Genomic DNA, 15,542 nt, shown 5'->3' with positions numbered 1-15,542 from the left:
GCGCTTTTTGCTTCGTCCGAGGGAGTGAAATGACCAACAGATTCTAGCCACTGTAGCTGGATTACAATAAAAAGCGAAAGTGGCTCGCTCAGAATCTTTGGACATTGGAACTCCTGACAGAGAAGCGCTTTTTGCTTCGTCCGAGGGAGTGAAATGACCAACAGATTCTAGCCACTGTAGCTGGATTACAATAAAAAGCGAAAGTGGCTCGCTCAGAATGTAAGGTGGATGGAGCTTCTGACCTTGAGGCGCTCTTTGCCTCCTGGGAAGAAGCGAAGCCGCCAAACATTCTAGCCACTGTAGCTAGCTTACAACAAAAAGCGAAAGTGGCTCGCTCAGAATGTAAGGCGAAGCCACTCTTTTCTTACTTGCGCTTTTTCTTTTTCTTCTTGAATCCTGGTACATTTTCAAAGAATCCTTTTTTCTTCTTACCATTACCATTACCATTACCATTACCATCTTTTTTCCCTGGCTGACTAGCGGATGTGGATGCAGATGCTGATGCTTTTCCTTGTCCACCACGATCAAACTTTCTTCCTGTGCCGCGTTCACCACCGCGCTCATTACTACGTTCGCTACGTCCACCGCGTTTCTTTCTGCCTGTTCTTGGCTGTTCAATCACAACTGGACGATCTTTGAACTTACGACGAGGTGTGCCTTTCATGCCAACGATTTCAAAGTCGATTGCGCGCTCGTCTTTATTTACGTTAATAACACGAATTGTAATTTCGTCACCGATGCGGAATACGTTACCTGTACGTTCCCCAATCATCGCAAAATGTTTTTCGTCATAACGGTAGTAATCATCTGTTAAATAGCTAACGTGTACAAGACCTTCAATTGTATTTGGAAGCTCTACGAATAAACCGAAGTTTGTTACAGAGCTAATCATACCGTCATACTCTTCGCCAATCTTATCAACCATATACTCTGCTTTTTTCATTTCATCTGTTTCACGCTCTGCTTCAACAGCGCGGCGTTCCATATTAGAAGAGTGCTCTGCAATCTCAGGTAAGTTTTCACGCCATTTCGCTTGCGTTTCGTTGTCTACTTTACCATTAATGATGTATTCACGAATCAATCTATGAACAATCGTATCTGGGTAACGACGAATTGGCGATGTGAAATGCGTGTAGAACTCAGTTGATAAACCAAAATGTCCTAAGCTGTTCGAATCGTAACGTGCTTGCTTCATAGAACGAAGCATAACTGTTGAAATGACTATTTCTTCCGGCTGACCTTGAACCATTTCAAGAATTTGCTGCAATGCACGAGGGTGTATTTCATTCGCACGTCCTTTTACTGCATATCCGAAGTTTGTTACAAACTCGAAGAAACGCTCAAGCTTATCTTCTTTCGGATCTTCATGGACACGGTACATAAACGGTACGTTCATCCAGTGGAAATGCTCCGCTACTGTTTCGTTCGCAACAAGCATAAACTCTTCAATTAACTTCTCTGATACAGAACGATCACGCATTACAACATCAGTCGGTTTTCCTTCTTCATCTACTAGTACTTTCGCTTCTTTAAAGTCAAAGTCAATCGCACCACGGCGCATACGTTTTTCACGTAAAATTTGTGCTAACTGCCCCATTTCTTTAAACATTGGTACTAGCGGCTCGTAGCGTTCAATTAGCGCTTCGTCTTCATCTTCTAAAATGCTTCTTACGTCAGCATACGTCATACGCTCTGTCGTTTTAATTACACTTTGGAAAATCTCGTGTTTTACAACATCGCCTAGATTGTTGATTTCCATTTCACAAGATAGTGTCAGACGGTCTACTTTCGGATTTAATGAACAAATACCGTTTGATAAACGATGCGGAATCATCGGAATTACACGGTCTACAAGATATACACTCGTTGCTCTCTCTGCCGCTTCAACATCAATTGGAGAACCTTCTTGAACGTAATGACTTACATCCGCAATATGAACGCCAAGCTTATAGTTACCGTTCTCAAGCTTCGTTACTGTAACAGCATCATCTAAGTCTTTTGCATCTGCACCGTCAATTGTAACAATCATTTGATCACGTAAATCACGGCGATCTTTTATATCTTCTTCTGAAATCGTTTCTGGTACACTGTTTGCATGCTCCATCACCTCTTCAGGGAACGCTAAAGGTAAATGATGTTTATGAATAACAGATAAAATATCTACCCCTGGGTCATTTTTATGACCTAGAATTTGAATAACTTCACCTTCCGCACTTAAACGATTCTCTGGATAACTCGTAATTTTCACAACTACTTTATGGCCTTCTACAGCGCCCATTGATGCGCTTTTCAAGATGAAAATATCACTTGTCCAACGCTTATTATCAGGTATAACAAACCCAAAGTTCTTCGATTCTGTATATGTACCAACTAATTCTTTCGTTCCACGCTCTAAAATACGAACGATTGTACCTTCTGGGCGTGATCCACTTGATTGTGAGCTAACACGTGCTAATACTGTATCACCATGAAGTGCGCCGTTTAATTCTGTGGGTGGAATGAAAAGATCATCATCTCCAGTTTTCTTCTCTTCTGGAACAACGAACGCAAAACCACGTGCGTGCCCAATTAATTTACCGCGTACTAAATTCATTTTTTCTGGAAGACCGTAGCGGTTACTACGTGTGCGGATAACAAGCCCCTTCTCTTCCATCATTACAAGTGCCTTTACGAAATCTTTAAAGCCCTCAGAGCCTTCGATTCCAAATGCCGATTCTAATTCTTGTATCGTTAACGGTTTATACGCTTCTTCCCTCATAAATAATAACAACTTATCAATATGTTCTTGCATGATTTCTTCCAAGCAGAAATACCTCCTTTAAACCCTTATATTATTTAGTGTATCCGAAAGATGGGGGATGTATAAAGTGAAACTTTAATCATCTCCCAATGATTTTTTACAGCTTTCATAAAGTGTAACTTTAACCAGTGGTTTTTTGTCCGTCCCCACTGATTATTAGCCCACAAATAGCGGGATAAAAATTCCCTTATGAAAAAAAGAGGCAACTAGACCTTACCAATCTAGTTGCTCCAAGAAGTTATATACATCCTCATGTAGCACATCACGTTCTTTATCAAGTGTAATGACATGCGTAGAGTCTTCATACCATTTAATGTCTTTTAACGTAGATTCTACACCGTTATAAATAATGTTAGCACTATCTGTATTAATCATCTCATCATGACGTGCTTGTACAACGAATGTTGGAGCATAAATCATATCAACATTATTGCGTACGTCACGAATCAACTCCTGTAATGCTTTTAATGTATTCATTGGTGTCTGTTTAAATTCAAACATTTCCTGCTCAATTCGTTCTGGTGATTTTTGCTCACGCTTTTTATATTCGCGGGCATATGCCAATATACCTTGGTACATAATTTCTTCACTTTTAATGTACATCGGTGCACACATTGGTACAACACCTAAAATCGGTAATGTATAAGCAAGTTTTAATGAGAATACTCCGCCTAATGATAATCCAACCGCAGCTATTTTCTCGTAACCTTGATCTTTTAAATGCTGGTAGGCATTCATTACATCTTTCCACCAGTCTTCAGGGCCTGTATGAACAAGCTCTTCTGGTGGTACACCGTGTCCTTTGTAAATTGGCGCATGACAAGTATAGCCTTTCTTCTCTAAGAAACGCCCTAGCATGCGTACGTCAGCTGAGTTCCCTGTGAATCCATGTAATAATAAAACAGCGCGGTCTCCACCTTCAAATGTAAATGGTTTCGGAGATGCTAATTTCATCATGTACTTCTCCTCTTTCTCTTCTGTAATCTAGTCGTATTCTTTCTATTCTTAGTGTACCATATTTATAATTCTATAATCTAATTAGAAACTTTTTTTGAATAACAAATCAAAAAAAGAAGAACCATTAGCATAATCCGCTAACGCTTCTTCTTTTAATTTTATAAATTTAAGTACGTAACACCAATTGTTAGTACGAAGAATAGTACAGCTAAGACAACTGTAACACGGTTTAATACCGCTTCAATTCCACGTGCTTTTTGCTTACCAAACAATTGCTCTGCACCACCTGAAATAGCGCCTGAAAGGCCTGAGCTATTACTAGACTGCATAAGTACCATAACAATCATTAAAATCGATACAATAATAAGTAAAACTGATAATAACGTATGCACTTGGCGTACCTCCTACAAAGATTCAGTTAGTTTAAATGTTAGCATAAATCCTATAGAAAAGCGAGAGCCTATAGTGTCGCTCTCGCTTTTCTTCTATTACATAAACACCATTGCGAATAACGGTCCGAGCAAACATGTCAAAATTGCTGTTAATGTCATTGTTACCGATCCAATAACACCTTCATGCTCATTATTTTTCATCGCTCTCATAACACCCATAATATGAGACGCACATCCAAAGCCAATCCCTTTACCAACTGAGTTTGTAACACGGCTCCATTTTAATAAAATTGGTCCTGAAATCGTTCCAGTAATCCCTGCGATAACGACGAATGCTGCTGTTAAGGACGGGACACCACCAACTTGTTCAGATACACTCATCGCAACTGGCATTGTCACTGATTTTGGTAAAGAAGATAAAATTAAGCTTTTATCTGTTCCCATAAGTGTGGCGATAGCAAAATCACTTGCAATAGCAACTGTTGTACCTACTAATACACCACCAGCAATTGGTACAACATATTTTTGCAGAACATGACGTTGTTTATAAAGCGGGATTGCAAATGCTACAACACCTGGTCCGAGTAGCTTCGCAATCCAGCCACCACCACTTTCCATATAATTTTGATATGGTATATCAAGCACTATAAATAAGAAAGCCATTAATCCTGTTGCAACAAGCATTGGAATGGTAAATGGCGTTGGAAATAATCCGTAGATTTTTTTAGATAATTGATATAATAGCACCGTAAAAAGAACCCAACCGATTCCGATTAATATTTGGCTCATTGTGTCTCTTTTTCCTTTCTATTCGCAAGATATTGTCCTGTATGTCCTGCGACAATAATAATTAAAAACGTACTCGCTACAACTGTAATGAAAAGAGAAATTCCTTTACTCATAAAAAAAGCACCGTAATTCATTAAGCCAAGCGTTGGCGGAATTAATAAAAACGGCATAATAGCAACGAGTGTTTCTGCTCCTAAATCAAACCATTTCACTGGAAGTACTTTTAGGCTAAGTAAAACAAGTAGGAGGAACATACCAATCAAACTTCCCGGAATCGGAATATTCAACATTTCTTGCACCCAATTTCCAACCATATAAAATACATAAAGAGCAGCAATTTGGACAAGAATCTTTGTAAGTTTCATGTTCATCATCCCTCATGTTTATACGATCTTCTGTTAATATCCTTATCATAGTATAAATTGTAAAAACCTGCAATTTATCAAATCAACAACGAAAATCCACTATATTATACGCTTACACCCTTGATATGACTGCGTTTCCGAATGTAATTTACGTCAAAAACCTTGACCTAATATATAAAGTTTATATTTTCTGAATTTTTATGGTTATTATTTCAATAAAATAAAACCCTTAACTCCATTTTCATTCTGCCTTCTCTCTAGCACACATATATATAAAGATAGGTGGTGAACATATGTCTAAAAAAGTTCTCATTTTTTGTGACCCTGGAATCGACGATACGATAGCCCTCCTCCTCGCATTCTTTATCGATGAAATTGACATCGTTGGGATTGTCGCTGATTACGGCAATGTTCCAAAAGAAATGGCCGTACAAAATGCTCATTTTCTTAAACAAAAATCAATAAATAGAGATATAAAAATATTTGGTGGTTCAGAACGTCCTCTCAATGGATGTCCACCTGCTTTTTTTACCGATGTTCACGGTAAAAAAGGATTAGGACCAATCATCCCAAATGAAAAGTTACAAAACGGAGAAATGGAGAATTTCTTTGAAGTTATCCCTCTTATCGAGCAGTATAAAGACGAACTAATCATTGTAAGTTTAGGGCGACTCACTTCCCTAGCTATTTTATTTATTTTATATAAAAACTTAATGCAGCAAATTAAATCTTATTATGTAATGGGTGGTTCCTTTTTGCACCCAGGTAATGTAACTCCCGTATCAGAAGCGAATTTTTATGGTGATCCAATCGCGGCTAACATTGTATTACAATCCGCATCCAACATGTACATATACCCGTTAAATGTAACGCAGTATTCCATCGTTACACCTGACATGGCTGAATATATTGAGGCGAAAGGAAAGGCTTCTCTCGTCAAACCTCTATTCGATCATTACTACTATGGATATTACGAAAAAATTTTACCACAATTAAAAGGCTGCCCTTTTCATGACACGCTACCGATATTAGCTTTACTTGATAATTCTATGTTTACCTACTACAAATCACCAATTACCGTCATGACCGAATCTTACGCTCAAGGAGTAAGCATCGGTGATTTCCGCTCTTTAGTAGGATCAAGCCCATTCGTCAATCGGCCCTCACAGCAAATTGCTATAGATTTTGATTATAATCTCTTCTTTAAATACTTCATGTCACTTATGACAGACGAACAATTTTAGCATAAAAAAACAGACCGTGATTTCTCACGGTCTGTCGTTATTTTCTACAATTATCGTTTGATGTTGTAGAAAGATTTGATACCATCGTAAACAGCGATTTCGCCTAGTTCGTCTTCGATGCGTAATAATTGGTTGTACTTAGCAATACGGTCAGTACGGCTCATAGAACCAGTTTTGATTTGTCCAGCGTTAGTTGCAACTGCGATGTCAGCGATTGTAGCATCTTCAGTTTCACCAGAACGGTGAGATACAACTGCTGTGTAACCAGCACGTTTAGCCATTTCGATTGCTTCGAAAGTCTCAGTTAAAGTACCGATTTGGTTAACTTTAATTAAGATTGAGTTAGAGATACCTTTTTCGATACCTTCAGCAAGTTTTTGAGTGTTAGTTACGAATAAATCGTCACCAACTAATTGTACTTTATCACCGATACGCTCAGTTAATAATTTATGACCATCCCAGTCGTTTTCGTCTAAACCATCTTCAATAGAGATGATTGGGAAGTCTTTGCAAAGCTCTTCGTAGAAATCAACCATTTCTGCAGAAGTTAAGCCAGTACGGCCTTCGCCTGCAAGGTCATATTTACCAGTTTCTTTGTTGTAGAACTCAGAAGAAGCAACGTCCATTCCTAAGAATACGTTCTCGCCAGCTTTGTAACCAGCTTTTTCGATAGCTTCGATGATTACTTCTAATGCTTCACGGTTAGAACCAAGGTTTGGAGCGAATCCACCTTCGTCACCTACTGCAGTGTTAAGACCTTTGTCATGTAATACAGCTTTAAGTGCATGGAATACTTCAGCACCCATACGGATTGATTCTTTGAATGTTGGAGCACCAACTGGTAAGATCATGAACTCTTGGAAGTCAACGTTGTTATCAGCGTGAGAACCACCGTTGATGATGTTCATCATTGGAGTTGGTAATTGTTTTGCATTGAATCCACCAAGGTAACGGTATAATGGAAGACCTACGAAGTCAGCTGCTGCGTGAGCTACTGCCATAGATACACCAAGGATAGCGTTAGCACCTAGTTTACCTTTGTTTGGAGTGCCATCTAATTCGATCATAGCACGGTCGATACCAGCTTGGTCAGTTACGTCGAAACCAACGATTTCTGGAGCGATTGCTTCGTTAACGTTGTTTACTGCGTTAAGAACACCTTTACCAAGGTAACGAGATTTGTCACCGTCACGTAATTCTACTGCTTCGTGCTCACCAGTAGATGCACCACTTGGTACGATAGCGCGTCCGAATGCGCCGCTTTCTGTGTAAACTTCTACTTCTACAGTTGGGTTACCACGAGAGTCAAGGACTTCGCGAGCATAAACATCAATAATTGTTGACATAATAAATTCTCTCCTTTTTATATAAGCAAATTATTTAATAATTGTTTTACCTGTCATTTCTTTCGGTTGTTCCACATTTAAAAGAGTAAGCATTGTTGGGGCGATATCTCCTAAAATACCACCTTCACGAAGCTCTACATCATTTTTTGTAACGATGAAAGGAACCGGGTTAGTTGTATGAGCTGTCATTGGTCCACCTTCAGCAGTTAACTCCTGATCGGCATTACCATGGTCAGCAGTAATAAGTGCTACACCATCTTTTGCAAGAATTGCTTCTACAACTTTTCCTAAACATTCGTCAGTTGCTTCTACTGCTTTAATTGTTGGTTCCATCATCCCAGAATGGCCAACCATATCACAGTTTGCAAAGTTAAGAATGATAACATCATGTTTATCATTTTCGATGTCATTTACTAAAGCGTCCGTTACTTCATAAATGCTCATTTCAGGTTTCAAGTCATACGTTGCAACCTTCGGTGAGTTAATTAAAATACGCTCTTCTCCTGGGAATTCAGCCTCACGACCACCGCTAAAGAAGAATGTAACGTGCGGATACTTTTCAGTTTCCGCGATGCGAAGTTGCTTTAATCCCGCTTGCGCAACAACTTCACCTAATGTGTTATCAAGGTTCATTGGCTTGAATGCCACGTAACCATCTACAGTTTCACTGAAATGTGTCATACAAACGAATTCAGGAATGTGAGGTACTTTTTCACCACGATCGAACTCACGGAAGTCTTCGTTTGTAAATACACGAGCAATTTGAATTGCACGGTCTGGACGGAAGTTATAGAAGATAACTGCATCATCATTATTGATTGTTGCAACTGGCGTGTCATCTTCGTTAACAATTACAGACGGCAATACGAATTCATCATAGATACCATTTGCATAAGAGTCTTCTACACACTCTTCTGCTGATTTATAAGTAGGGCCTTCACCATTCACCATAGCACGGTAACATTTTTCTACGCGATCCCAACGCTTGTCACGGTCCATGGAGTAATAACGACCAGAGATAGTCGCGAATTGTCCTACTCCTGTTTCTTTAATTACTTCATTTGTTGCATCGATATAACCTTTTGCTGTTTGTGGTCCAACATCGCGGCCATCTAAGAATGCATGGATATATACTTTCTCCACACCTTCTTTTGCTGCTAAGCGAAGAAGAGCAAACATATGGTTCATGTGACTGTGCACACCACCATCAGAAAGTAAACCGAATAAATGAAGAGCAGTACCTTTTTCTTTCACGCTTTTAATTGCATTTTGGAAAGTTTCGTTCTGATCGAACTCACCTTCACGAATTGCAACGTTTACGCGTGTTAAGCTTTGATATACGATGCGGCCAGCACCGATATTTAAGTGACCAACCTCTGAGTTACCCATTTGACCTGCTGGAAGACCTACTTCCTCACCAGAAGCTGTAAGCGTTGTGTGAGGGAATTTGTTCCAGTAACCATCAAAATTAGGTTTCTTAGCTTGTGCTACAGCATTCCCGTAAGTTTCTTCACGTAGTCCGAAACCATCAAGAATGATTAAAGCTGTTGGCTTTCTCATTTTACCGCCCCCAGAAGACCTAAGAACGAAGCAGGCTCTAAGCTAGCACCGCCAACTAAAGCGCCGTCGATGTCAGATTGTGCCATATACTCTTTAATGTTTTCTGGTTTTACGCTACCGCCGTATTGAATACGAACAGCTTCTGCAGCTTCTGGAGAAACAGCTTCTGCAACAACTTTACGGATGTGCGCACATACTTCATTTGCATCTGCAGAAGAAGAAGATTTACCTGTACCGATAGCCCAGATTGGCTCATAAGCGATAACAGTTACTTTAACTTGCTCTTCTGTTAAACCTGCAAGTGCTTTTGTTACTTGACCCGCTACTAGATCAAATGTTTTTCCGCTTTCGCGCTCTTCTAAAGTCTCACCACAACAAACGATTGGTGTTAAACCATGTTCAAATGCTGCAAGAGTCTTTTTATTTACTGACTCGTCTGTTTCAGCAAACATTTCACGACGCTCAGAGTGGCCAAGTACTACGTAGCCTACTTTTAAGTCGCTAAGTGCTACTGGGCTAATTTCGCCAGTGAATGCACCATTTTTTTCGAAGTGCATGTTTTGTGCACCTACTTGTAAGTCAGTTCCTTCAGCCTTTGCTACTAAGCGCTCTAAGAATAGAGCTGGCGAACAAACTACTGCATCAACAGCTGAAGCTGCTGGGATTTGACCTTTAACTTCCTCTACGAAGCTAACTGCTTCAGCTAGAGTTTTATTCATTTTCCAGTTACCTGCGATAATTGGTTTACGCATGCTTTGCACCGTCCTTTTTCTTTGGCTGCTACTTATTTGTCGTTAAGACAAACTACACCTGGAAGCTCTTTACCTTCCATGAATTCTAATGACGCACCGCCGCCAGTAGAAATGTGGCTCATTTTATCAGCCATACCGAATTTTTCAACAGCTGCTGCGGAGTCACCACCGCCGATAACAGAGTATGTATCTTCTGCATCTGCTAATGCTTGCCCTACTGCTTTTGTACCTTCTGCGAATGGAGTCATTTCGAATACACCCATTGGTCCATTCCATACAACAAGCTTAGAGTTTTTAATTACATCTGCATAAATTTCACGTGTTTTAGGACCGATGTCCACGCCTTCCCATGTAGAAGGGATAGAGTCGATACCAACGATTTGAGTTGTTGCAGTTTCAGAGAATTCCTCTGTGATTACAACATCAACTGGCATATAGAAGTTTACGCCTTTTTCTTTTGCAAGTTGCATAAATTCTTTAGCTAGTTCAATTTTGTCGTTTTCACATAGAGATAGACCAATTTCATGACCTAATGCTTTAACGAATGTGTAAGCAAGTCCGCCACCGATGATTAAGTTATCTACTTTGTCTAATAGATGACGAATTACACCGATTTTATCTTTTACTTTCGCACCACCGATGATAGCTGTGAATGGACGTTCTGGGTTAGAAAGTGCTTTACCTAATACATCTAACTCTTTTTCCATTAATAAACCAGATACTGCTGGTAGGTAGTCTGCGATTCCTGCTGTAGAAGCATGAGCACGGTGAGCTGCACCGAATGCATCGTTTACGAAGATATCAGCAAGAGCTGCAAATTCTTTCGCAAGTTCTGCATCGTTCTTTTCTTCGCCCGCATAGAAACGTACGTTTTCAAGAACTAATACGTCGCCTTCGTTCATTGCTGCAACCATTTCTTGTGCAACTGGTCCGAATGCTTCGTCCGCTTTTTTAACATCTTTACCAAGAAGCTCGCCTAAACGTGCTGCTACTGGAGTAAGACGTAATTCTTCTACTGCTTGACCTTTTGGACGGCCTAAATGACTTGCTAAAATTACTTTCGCACCTTGCTCTATTAAATATTGAATTGTAGGAAGAGCTGCACGGATACGAGTTTCATCTGTAATTTTGCCTTCTTTCATAGGTACGTTGAAATCAACGCGGCAAAATACACGCTTACCTTTTAAATCTACGTCACGAATTGATTTTTTGTTCATTGGATTTCCCTCCGACTACTAGTTAGGATTGACAAAACCCATTCAAAAGCTTAACACATTTGCTTCTAAAACGAAAGAAGAGAGAGAGGGAACAAACCCTCTCCCTCGTTTTGTCATTGATTACTTATATACTTAAGAATTAAAGACCTTTAGAAGTCATGTATGCAGCTAGGTCTACTACGCGGTTAGAGTAACCAGTTTCGTTATCGTACCAAGAAAGTACTTTAACCATGTTACCTTCCATTACCATTGTAGATAATGCATCGATTGTAGAAGAAGCTGTACATCCGTTATAGTCGATAGATACTAATGGCTCTTCGCTGTATCCAAGGATACCTTTTAATTCGCCTTCAGAAGCTGCTTTGAATGCTGCGTTTACATCTTCAACTGTTACTTCTTTGTCAAGTTCAACAACTAAGTCAACAAGAGAAACGTTAGCAGTTGGAACACGTACAGCGCCGCCGTTTAATTTACCTTTAAGTTCTGGTAATACTAATGCTACAGCTTTAGCAGCACCAGTAGATGTTGGGATCATGTTTTCAGCTGCTGCACGAGCACGACGTAAATCTTTGTGTGGTAAGTCTAAGATTTGTTGGTCGTTAGTGTAAGAGTGAATTGTTGTCATCATTCCGCGTTTTACGCCGAATTTTTCGTTTAATACTTTAGCGAATGGAGCTAGACAGTTTGTAGTACAAGAAGCATTAGATACTACGTTGTGGTTAGCTGCATCGTATTGTTCGTGGTTAACACCCATAACTACAGTGATATCTTCGTCAGAAGCTGGAGCTGAGATGATAACTTTCTTAACTGATCCACCTAAGTGTTTCTCAGCGTCTGATTTTTTAGTGAAACGGCCAGTAGATTCTACTACTACTTCTACTCCGTAGTCGCTCCATGGTAATTGAGCTGGGTCACGCTCAGCGATAACTTTAATTTCTTTACCGTTAACAACGATGCTGTTTTCGTTAGCAGATACTTCTGCATTTAAAGTTCCGTGAACTGTATCATATTTTAAAAGGTGAGCTAATGTTTTAGCATCTGTTAAGTCGTTGATTGCTACTACTTCTACCTCAGAGTTGTTAAGAGCTGCGCGGAATACGTTACGTCCGATACGTCCAAATCCATTAATACCAATTTTAGTCATTTAAATTTCCTCCTTGGGGGATTATATTAAAGGGTAATACCCTTTGTTAATTGTTTTGCTGCACCTTCATCTGTAATTAGAATTGAAGTGTGCCCTTGCTTTATTACAGCCTGTATTGCTTTTGCTTTTGAAGAACCTCCAGCGACTGCGACAACGTGAGATACATGTTGTAAATCTTCAAGTTGCATACCAACTGTTCTTACTTTATGAACAACATTTCCTTGTTCATTAAAGTAGTAACCGAAAGCTTCGCCAACTGCTTCGCTTGCCTGAATCTTTAACCAATCTGCTTCTGAAGTATTTCTGCGACGTGCCATTGTTAACGCATCACCGATTCCATGAATGACGATATTGGAAGATCGAATCAACTCAAGAACTTCTTTCACGGAGGGCTCTGTTACAATAGATGCATATGCTTCGCTACTAACGTGATCTGGAACATACAATAAGCGATAATTACTCATCGTATTTTGTGCCATTTTGGCGCAAATGGTATTGGCTTCTAACTCGACACCTTCTCCAATTCCACCACGTGCTGGGACAAATAGCATATGTAAATCTTTGCAATCAAGTTGCATCATGTCCGCAGCAGCAGCTAGCGTAGTTCCTCCAGCCACAGCAACGATATTATTCACTGTCAGACGGTCTTTTATACAAGTCACACAAGCACGGCCCATCTCCAGTTTGACCCAAGGTGATTCATCACTATCACCAGGGACAACGAAAACTTCATCCAAGTCTAATGTTTCCTTAAGTTGTTTTTCTAAAACCTTTAACCCGGAAATTTCTTTCATAAAGTCTTCCAAAGCAAGAACTAAAGCTGTTCCTTCTTCTGTCAAAGTCATTCCAGAAGAAGCGACGTGAACTAAGTTTTGTTCTTTCAAAACTTGAACTTCACTTCGCAATACTCGTTCTGTCATACCGAGACTTGCAGATAAGTTTCTTCTTCCAATCGGCTGCATAAGCCTAATGTACTGAAGCACTTGCATTCTCGTTTGCATAACAGGTAGCAGATCAGGTAATAATTTTTTTGTGTTCTGAATCCATGAGCGCATATCTTTTCTCCTCACTGCATCGGTTCATTTTCCTTCGTGGTCACTTTATGTCCCGTAGTGACATTTTGCGTCCCACTTAGGTTAAAAAAATAATCCCTGCTACGTGTATTATTGTAACAGGAGACAGAAACTTATTCAACTCTTAACTGCATTGTTTATATAGTTTATTATGACACCTTTGTGAATGTTACCATATTCTACTTGTCTTCCGCCTATTTCTACAACAGGAATCATTAGATGGTATTTCTCTAAAAGGTCATTATCTTCATATATATCTATTTCCTCAATTTGAAAAGAATATTCATATTGTACTTCCTTTAAAACTTGTTTCGCCTTTTCGCAAAGACCACAATCTTTTTTTGTATATAGTACAACTTTCATCTTCTTCACCTATCCAATTGTTTTTCTTAGAGACGAAGCAGGAATATGCATTTGTTCTCTATATTTCGCAACCGTTCTGCGAGAAATAACGATTTCATGCTCTTCTTCTAATAATTTTGAAATCTTTTGATCCGAAAGTGGCTTTTTCTTATTTTCTGCTCCAACAAGTGTTTGAATGAATTGTTTCACACGCTTTGTAGAAACCGCCTCATCTTCCGTCGTAGAAATAGAATTACTAAAGAACGATTTCATCTCAAATAAACCGTGCGGCGTTTGCACATATTTATTACGCGTTGCACGACTAATTGTAGACTCATGCACACCTAACTCTTCCGCCACCTCTTTTAAAGCAAGTGGTTTTAAATACTCTGGACCTCTCCAGAAGAAATCATGCTGTTTTTCCATAATAATATTCATCACTTGTAAGAGTGTTTGTTTTCTCTGTTTCAAACTGCGCATAATCCATTGCACATGCTGATACTTCTCCGATACGTAAGAAGCCACTTCACTTTCACTATTATTTAGTAACGCACTATACTCAGAGTGAATTTCAATTCTTGGCATATTTCTCTCATTCATCTGTAAAACGAGATGATCACCATCTTTTTTCACCGCCATATCAGGCACGATATAAAGTGGCTTATCAGAAGAAAATGCAAGACCTGGTTTCGGCTGTAATGATGTAATACAGTTCACCGCATCCTGTAATTCCTCGTTGGTACACTTCAACACCTGAACGAGCTTTCGCCAATCTTTCTTAACGAAATAATTAAAATGATCATCTATAATTTCTTCCGCTAAACCATTTCTCCTTTGTAAGCGCTTCAATTGAATTGATAGACATTCCTGAATATTACGCGCACCTACCCCTGCTGGCTCTAACGATTGAACAAGCTCCACGGAACAGTCCACTACATCAATTGGCGCAGAAAGAAGCTCTGATAACTCTTCATTTGTTTCTTGTAAATAGCCATTTCCATCCATGTTCATAATAATGAAAGAAGCTGCTTTTCGCTCTTCTTCATCTATTTTATAATACTGTAGTTGATTTAATAAATGTTGCTGAATCGTTGTAGAATCCACACTGTAGATTTCCATTTGATTCTCGACTTGTTTGCGGGTACTTTTACTTGTGTTAGAGCTCTTTTTCTTCTCCCTCTCAAAACCACCTAACTCAATAAGGGGATTCTCTAACGATTGCTCATACAAAAACTCCGATAATTCTTGTACATTATACTGGAGCATTGTAATCGCTTGCCTTAACTCTTGTGTCATTGCCAAACGTAAGCTTTGTTCTTGTAAAAGACTTGCCTTCAAACTAATCTCCCCCTTGTTTCTATTGTACAATAAGTTTGGTAAAAGGAGAATCCTCACGCAGACACCCATTCCAAAATATTATTAATTTATATGTATTAATGAGATTTAGATCTTACAACCGAAATTTGAATAATATTGAAAGAAAATAATAACGCATAAAATTTATTACCACATACTAATAGTAAATCTTATCATCAGATATAACAAGTGATAATAAAAAAAG

Annotated in this window: 14 protein-coding genes; 1 reads left to right on the top strand and 13 read right to left on the bottom strand. The window is 39.2% G+C overall.

The window, feature by feature from the left end:
- Nucleotides 1-364 precede the first annotated feature (364 nt).
- The 5 genes from rnr to ABH957_RS11000 all read right to left on the bottom strand — a co-directional run bounded on the left by rnr (nucleotide 365) and on the right by ABH957_RS11000 (nucleotide 5,312).
- Complete coding sequence (gene rnr, locus ABH957_RS11020) at nucleotides 365-2,791, bottom strand: ribonuclease R (RefSeq protein WP_404511199.1); 2,427 nt, start codon at nucleotides 2,789-2,791, stop codon at nucleotides 365-367.
- Nucleotides 2,792-3,013: 222 nt separating this feature from the next.
- A complete protein-coding gene (locus ABH957_RS11015) occupies nucleotides 3,014-3,754 on the bottom strand; it encodes an alpha/beta hydrolase (protein ID WP_162836430.1) in 741 nt (246 codons plus the stop codon).
- A gap of 161 nt (nucleotides 3,755-3,915) precedes the next feature.
- Nucleotides 3,916-4,149 (bottom strand): preprotein translocase subunit SecG, encoded by a 234-nt coding sequence (gene secG, locus ABH957_RS11010; RefSeq protein ID WP_002016062.1) that lies wholly within the window; start codon nucleotides 4,147-4,149, stop codon nucleotides 3,916-3,918.
- A gap of 96 nt (nucleotides 4,150-4,245) precedes the next feature.
- The gene (locus tag ABH957_RS11005) at nucleotides 4,246-4,938 is read right to left on the bottom strand and encodes an LrgB family protein (protein WP_404442048.1); all 693 of its coding nucleotides are present in this window, start codon (nucleotides 4,936-4,938) and stop codon (nucleotides 4,246-4,248) included.
- On the bottom strand, nucleotides 4,935-5,312 hold the full coding sequence (locus ABH957_RS11000; RefSeq protein WP_199674426.1) for a CidA/LrgA family holin-like protein: 378 nt from the start codon (nucleotides 5,310-5,312) through the stop codon (nucleotides 4,935-4,937). The genes ABH957_RS11005 and ABH957_RS11000 overlap by 4 nt, the downstream gene beginning before the upstream one ends.
- A gap of 284 nt (nucleotides 5,313-5,596) precedes the next feature.
- On the opposite strand from ABH957_RS11000, the gene ABH957_RS10995 reads away from it, so the two are divergent.
- Nucleotides 5,597-6,547, top strand: a complete 951-nt coding sequence (locus ABH957_RS10995) for a nucleoside hydrolase (RefSeq protein ID WP_404454575.1) — start codon at nucleotides 5,597-5,599, stop codon at nucleotides 6,545-6,547.
- A 50-nt stretch (nucleotides 6,548-6,597) separates the two neighbouring features.
- Here ABH957_RS10995 and eno read toward each other — a convergent pair whose 3' ends face one another.
- The 8 genes from eno to rpoN form a co-directional block, all read right to left on the bottom strand.
- On the bottom strand, nucleotides 6,598-7,893 hold the full coding sequence (eno, locus tag ABH957_RS10990) for a phosphopyruvate hydratase (protein ID WP_000103948.1): 1,296 nt from the start codon (nucleotides 7,891-7,893) through the stop codon (nucleotides 6,598-6,600).
- A 30-nt stretch (nucleotides 7,894-7,923) separates the two neighbouring features.
- The gene (gene gpmI / locus ABH957_RS10985) at nucleotides 7,924-9,453 is read right to left on the bottom strand and encodes a 2,3-bisphosphoglycerate-independent phosphoglycerate mutase (RefSeq protein ID WP_002144920.1); all 1,530 of its coding nucleotides are present in this window, start codon (nucleotides 9,451-9,453) and stop codon (nucleotides 7,924-7,926) included.
- On the bottom strand, nucleotides 9,450-10,205 hold the full coding sequence (tpiA, locus tag ABH957_RS10980) for a triose-phosphate isomerase (RefSeq protein WP_002159914.1): 756 nt from the start codon (nucleotides 10,203-10,205) through the stop codon (nucleotides 9,450-9,452). Before tpiA ends, gpmI begins: the two co-directional genes overlap by 4 nt.
- A gap of 32 nt (nucleotides 10,206-10,237) precedes the next feature.
- On the bottom strand, nucleotides 10,238-11,422 hold the full coding sequence (locus ABH957_RS10975) for a phosphoglycerate kinase (protein WP_002016070.1): 1,185 nt from the start codon (nucleotides 11,420-11,422) through the stop codon (nucleotides 10,238-10,240).
- A 139-nt stretch (nucleotides 11,423-11,561) separates the two neighbouring features.
- The gene (gap, locus tag ABH957_RS10970) at nucleotides 11,562-12,566 is read right to left on the bottom strand and encodes a type I glyceraldehyde-3-phosphate dehydrogenase (RefSeq protein ID WP_002016071.1); all 1,005 of its coding nucleotides are present in this window, start codon (nucleotides 12,564-12,566) and stop codon (nucleotides 11,562-11,564) included.
- Between the two features lie 26 nt (nucleotides 12,567-12,592).
- Complete coding sequence (gene cggR / locus ABH957_RS10965; RefSeq protein WP_002089545.1) at nucleotides 12,593-13,621, bottom strand: gapA transcriptional regulator CggR; 1,029 nt, start codon at nucleotides 13,619-13,621, stop codon at nucleotides 12,593-12,595.
- Between the two features lie 135 nt (nucleotides 13,622-13,756).
- The gene (locus ABH957_RS10960; protein WP_002159911.1) at nucleotides 13,757-14,002 is read right to left on the bottom strand and encodes a glutaredoxin family protein; all 246 of its coding nucleotides are present in this window, start codon (nucleotides 14,000-14,002) and stop codon (nucleotides 13,757-13,759) included.
- 9 nt (nucleotides 14,003-14,011) lie between these two features.
- Nucleotides 14,012-15,319 (bottom strand): RNA polymerase factor sigma-54, encoded by a 1,308-nt coding sequence (rpoN, locus tag ABH957_RS10955; protein WP_404491652.1) that lies wholly within the window; start codon nucleotides 15,317-15,319, stop codon nucleotides 14,012-14,014.
- Between the last annotated feature and the right edge of the window lie 223 nt (nucleotides 15,320-15,542).

Origin of the sequence: Bacillus sp. RC242 (assembly GCF_044908245.1) — a bacterium.
Lineage (GTDB): Bacteria > Bacillota > Bacilli > Bacillales > Bacillaceae_G > Bacillus_A > Bacillus_A mycoides.
Note: the sequence above shows the minus strand (reverse complement) of the source record. Positions and strands in the feature narration are given on the sequence as shown.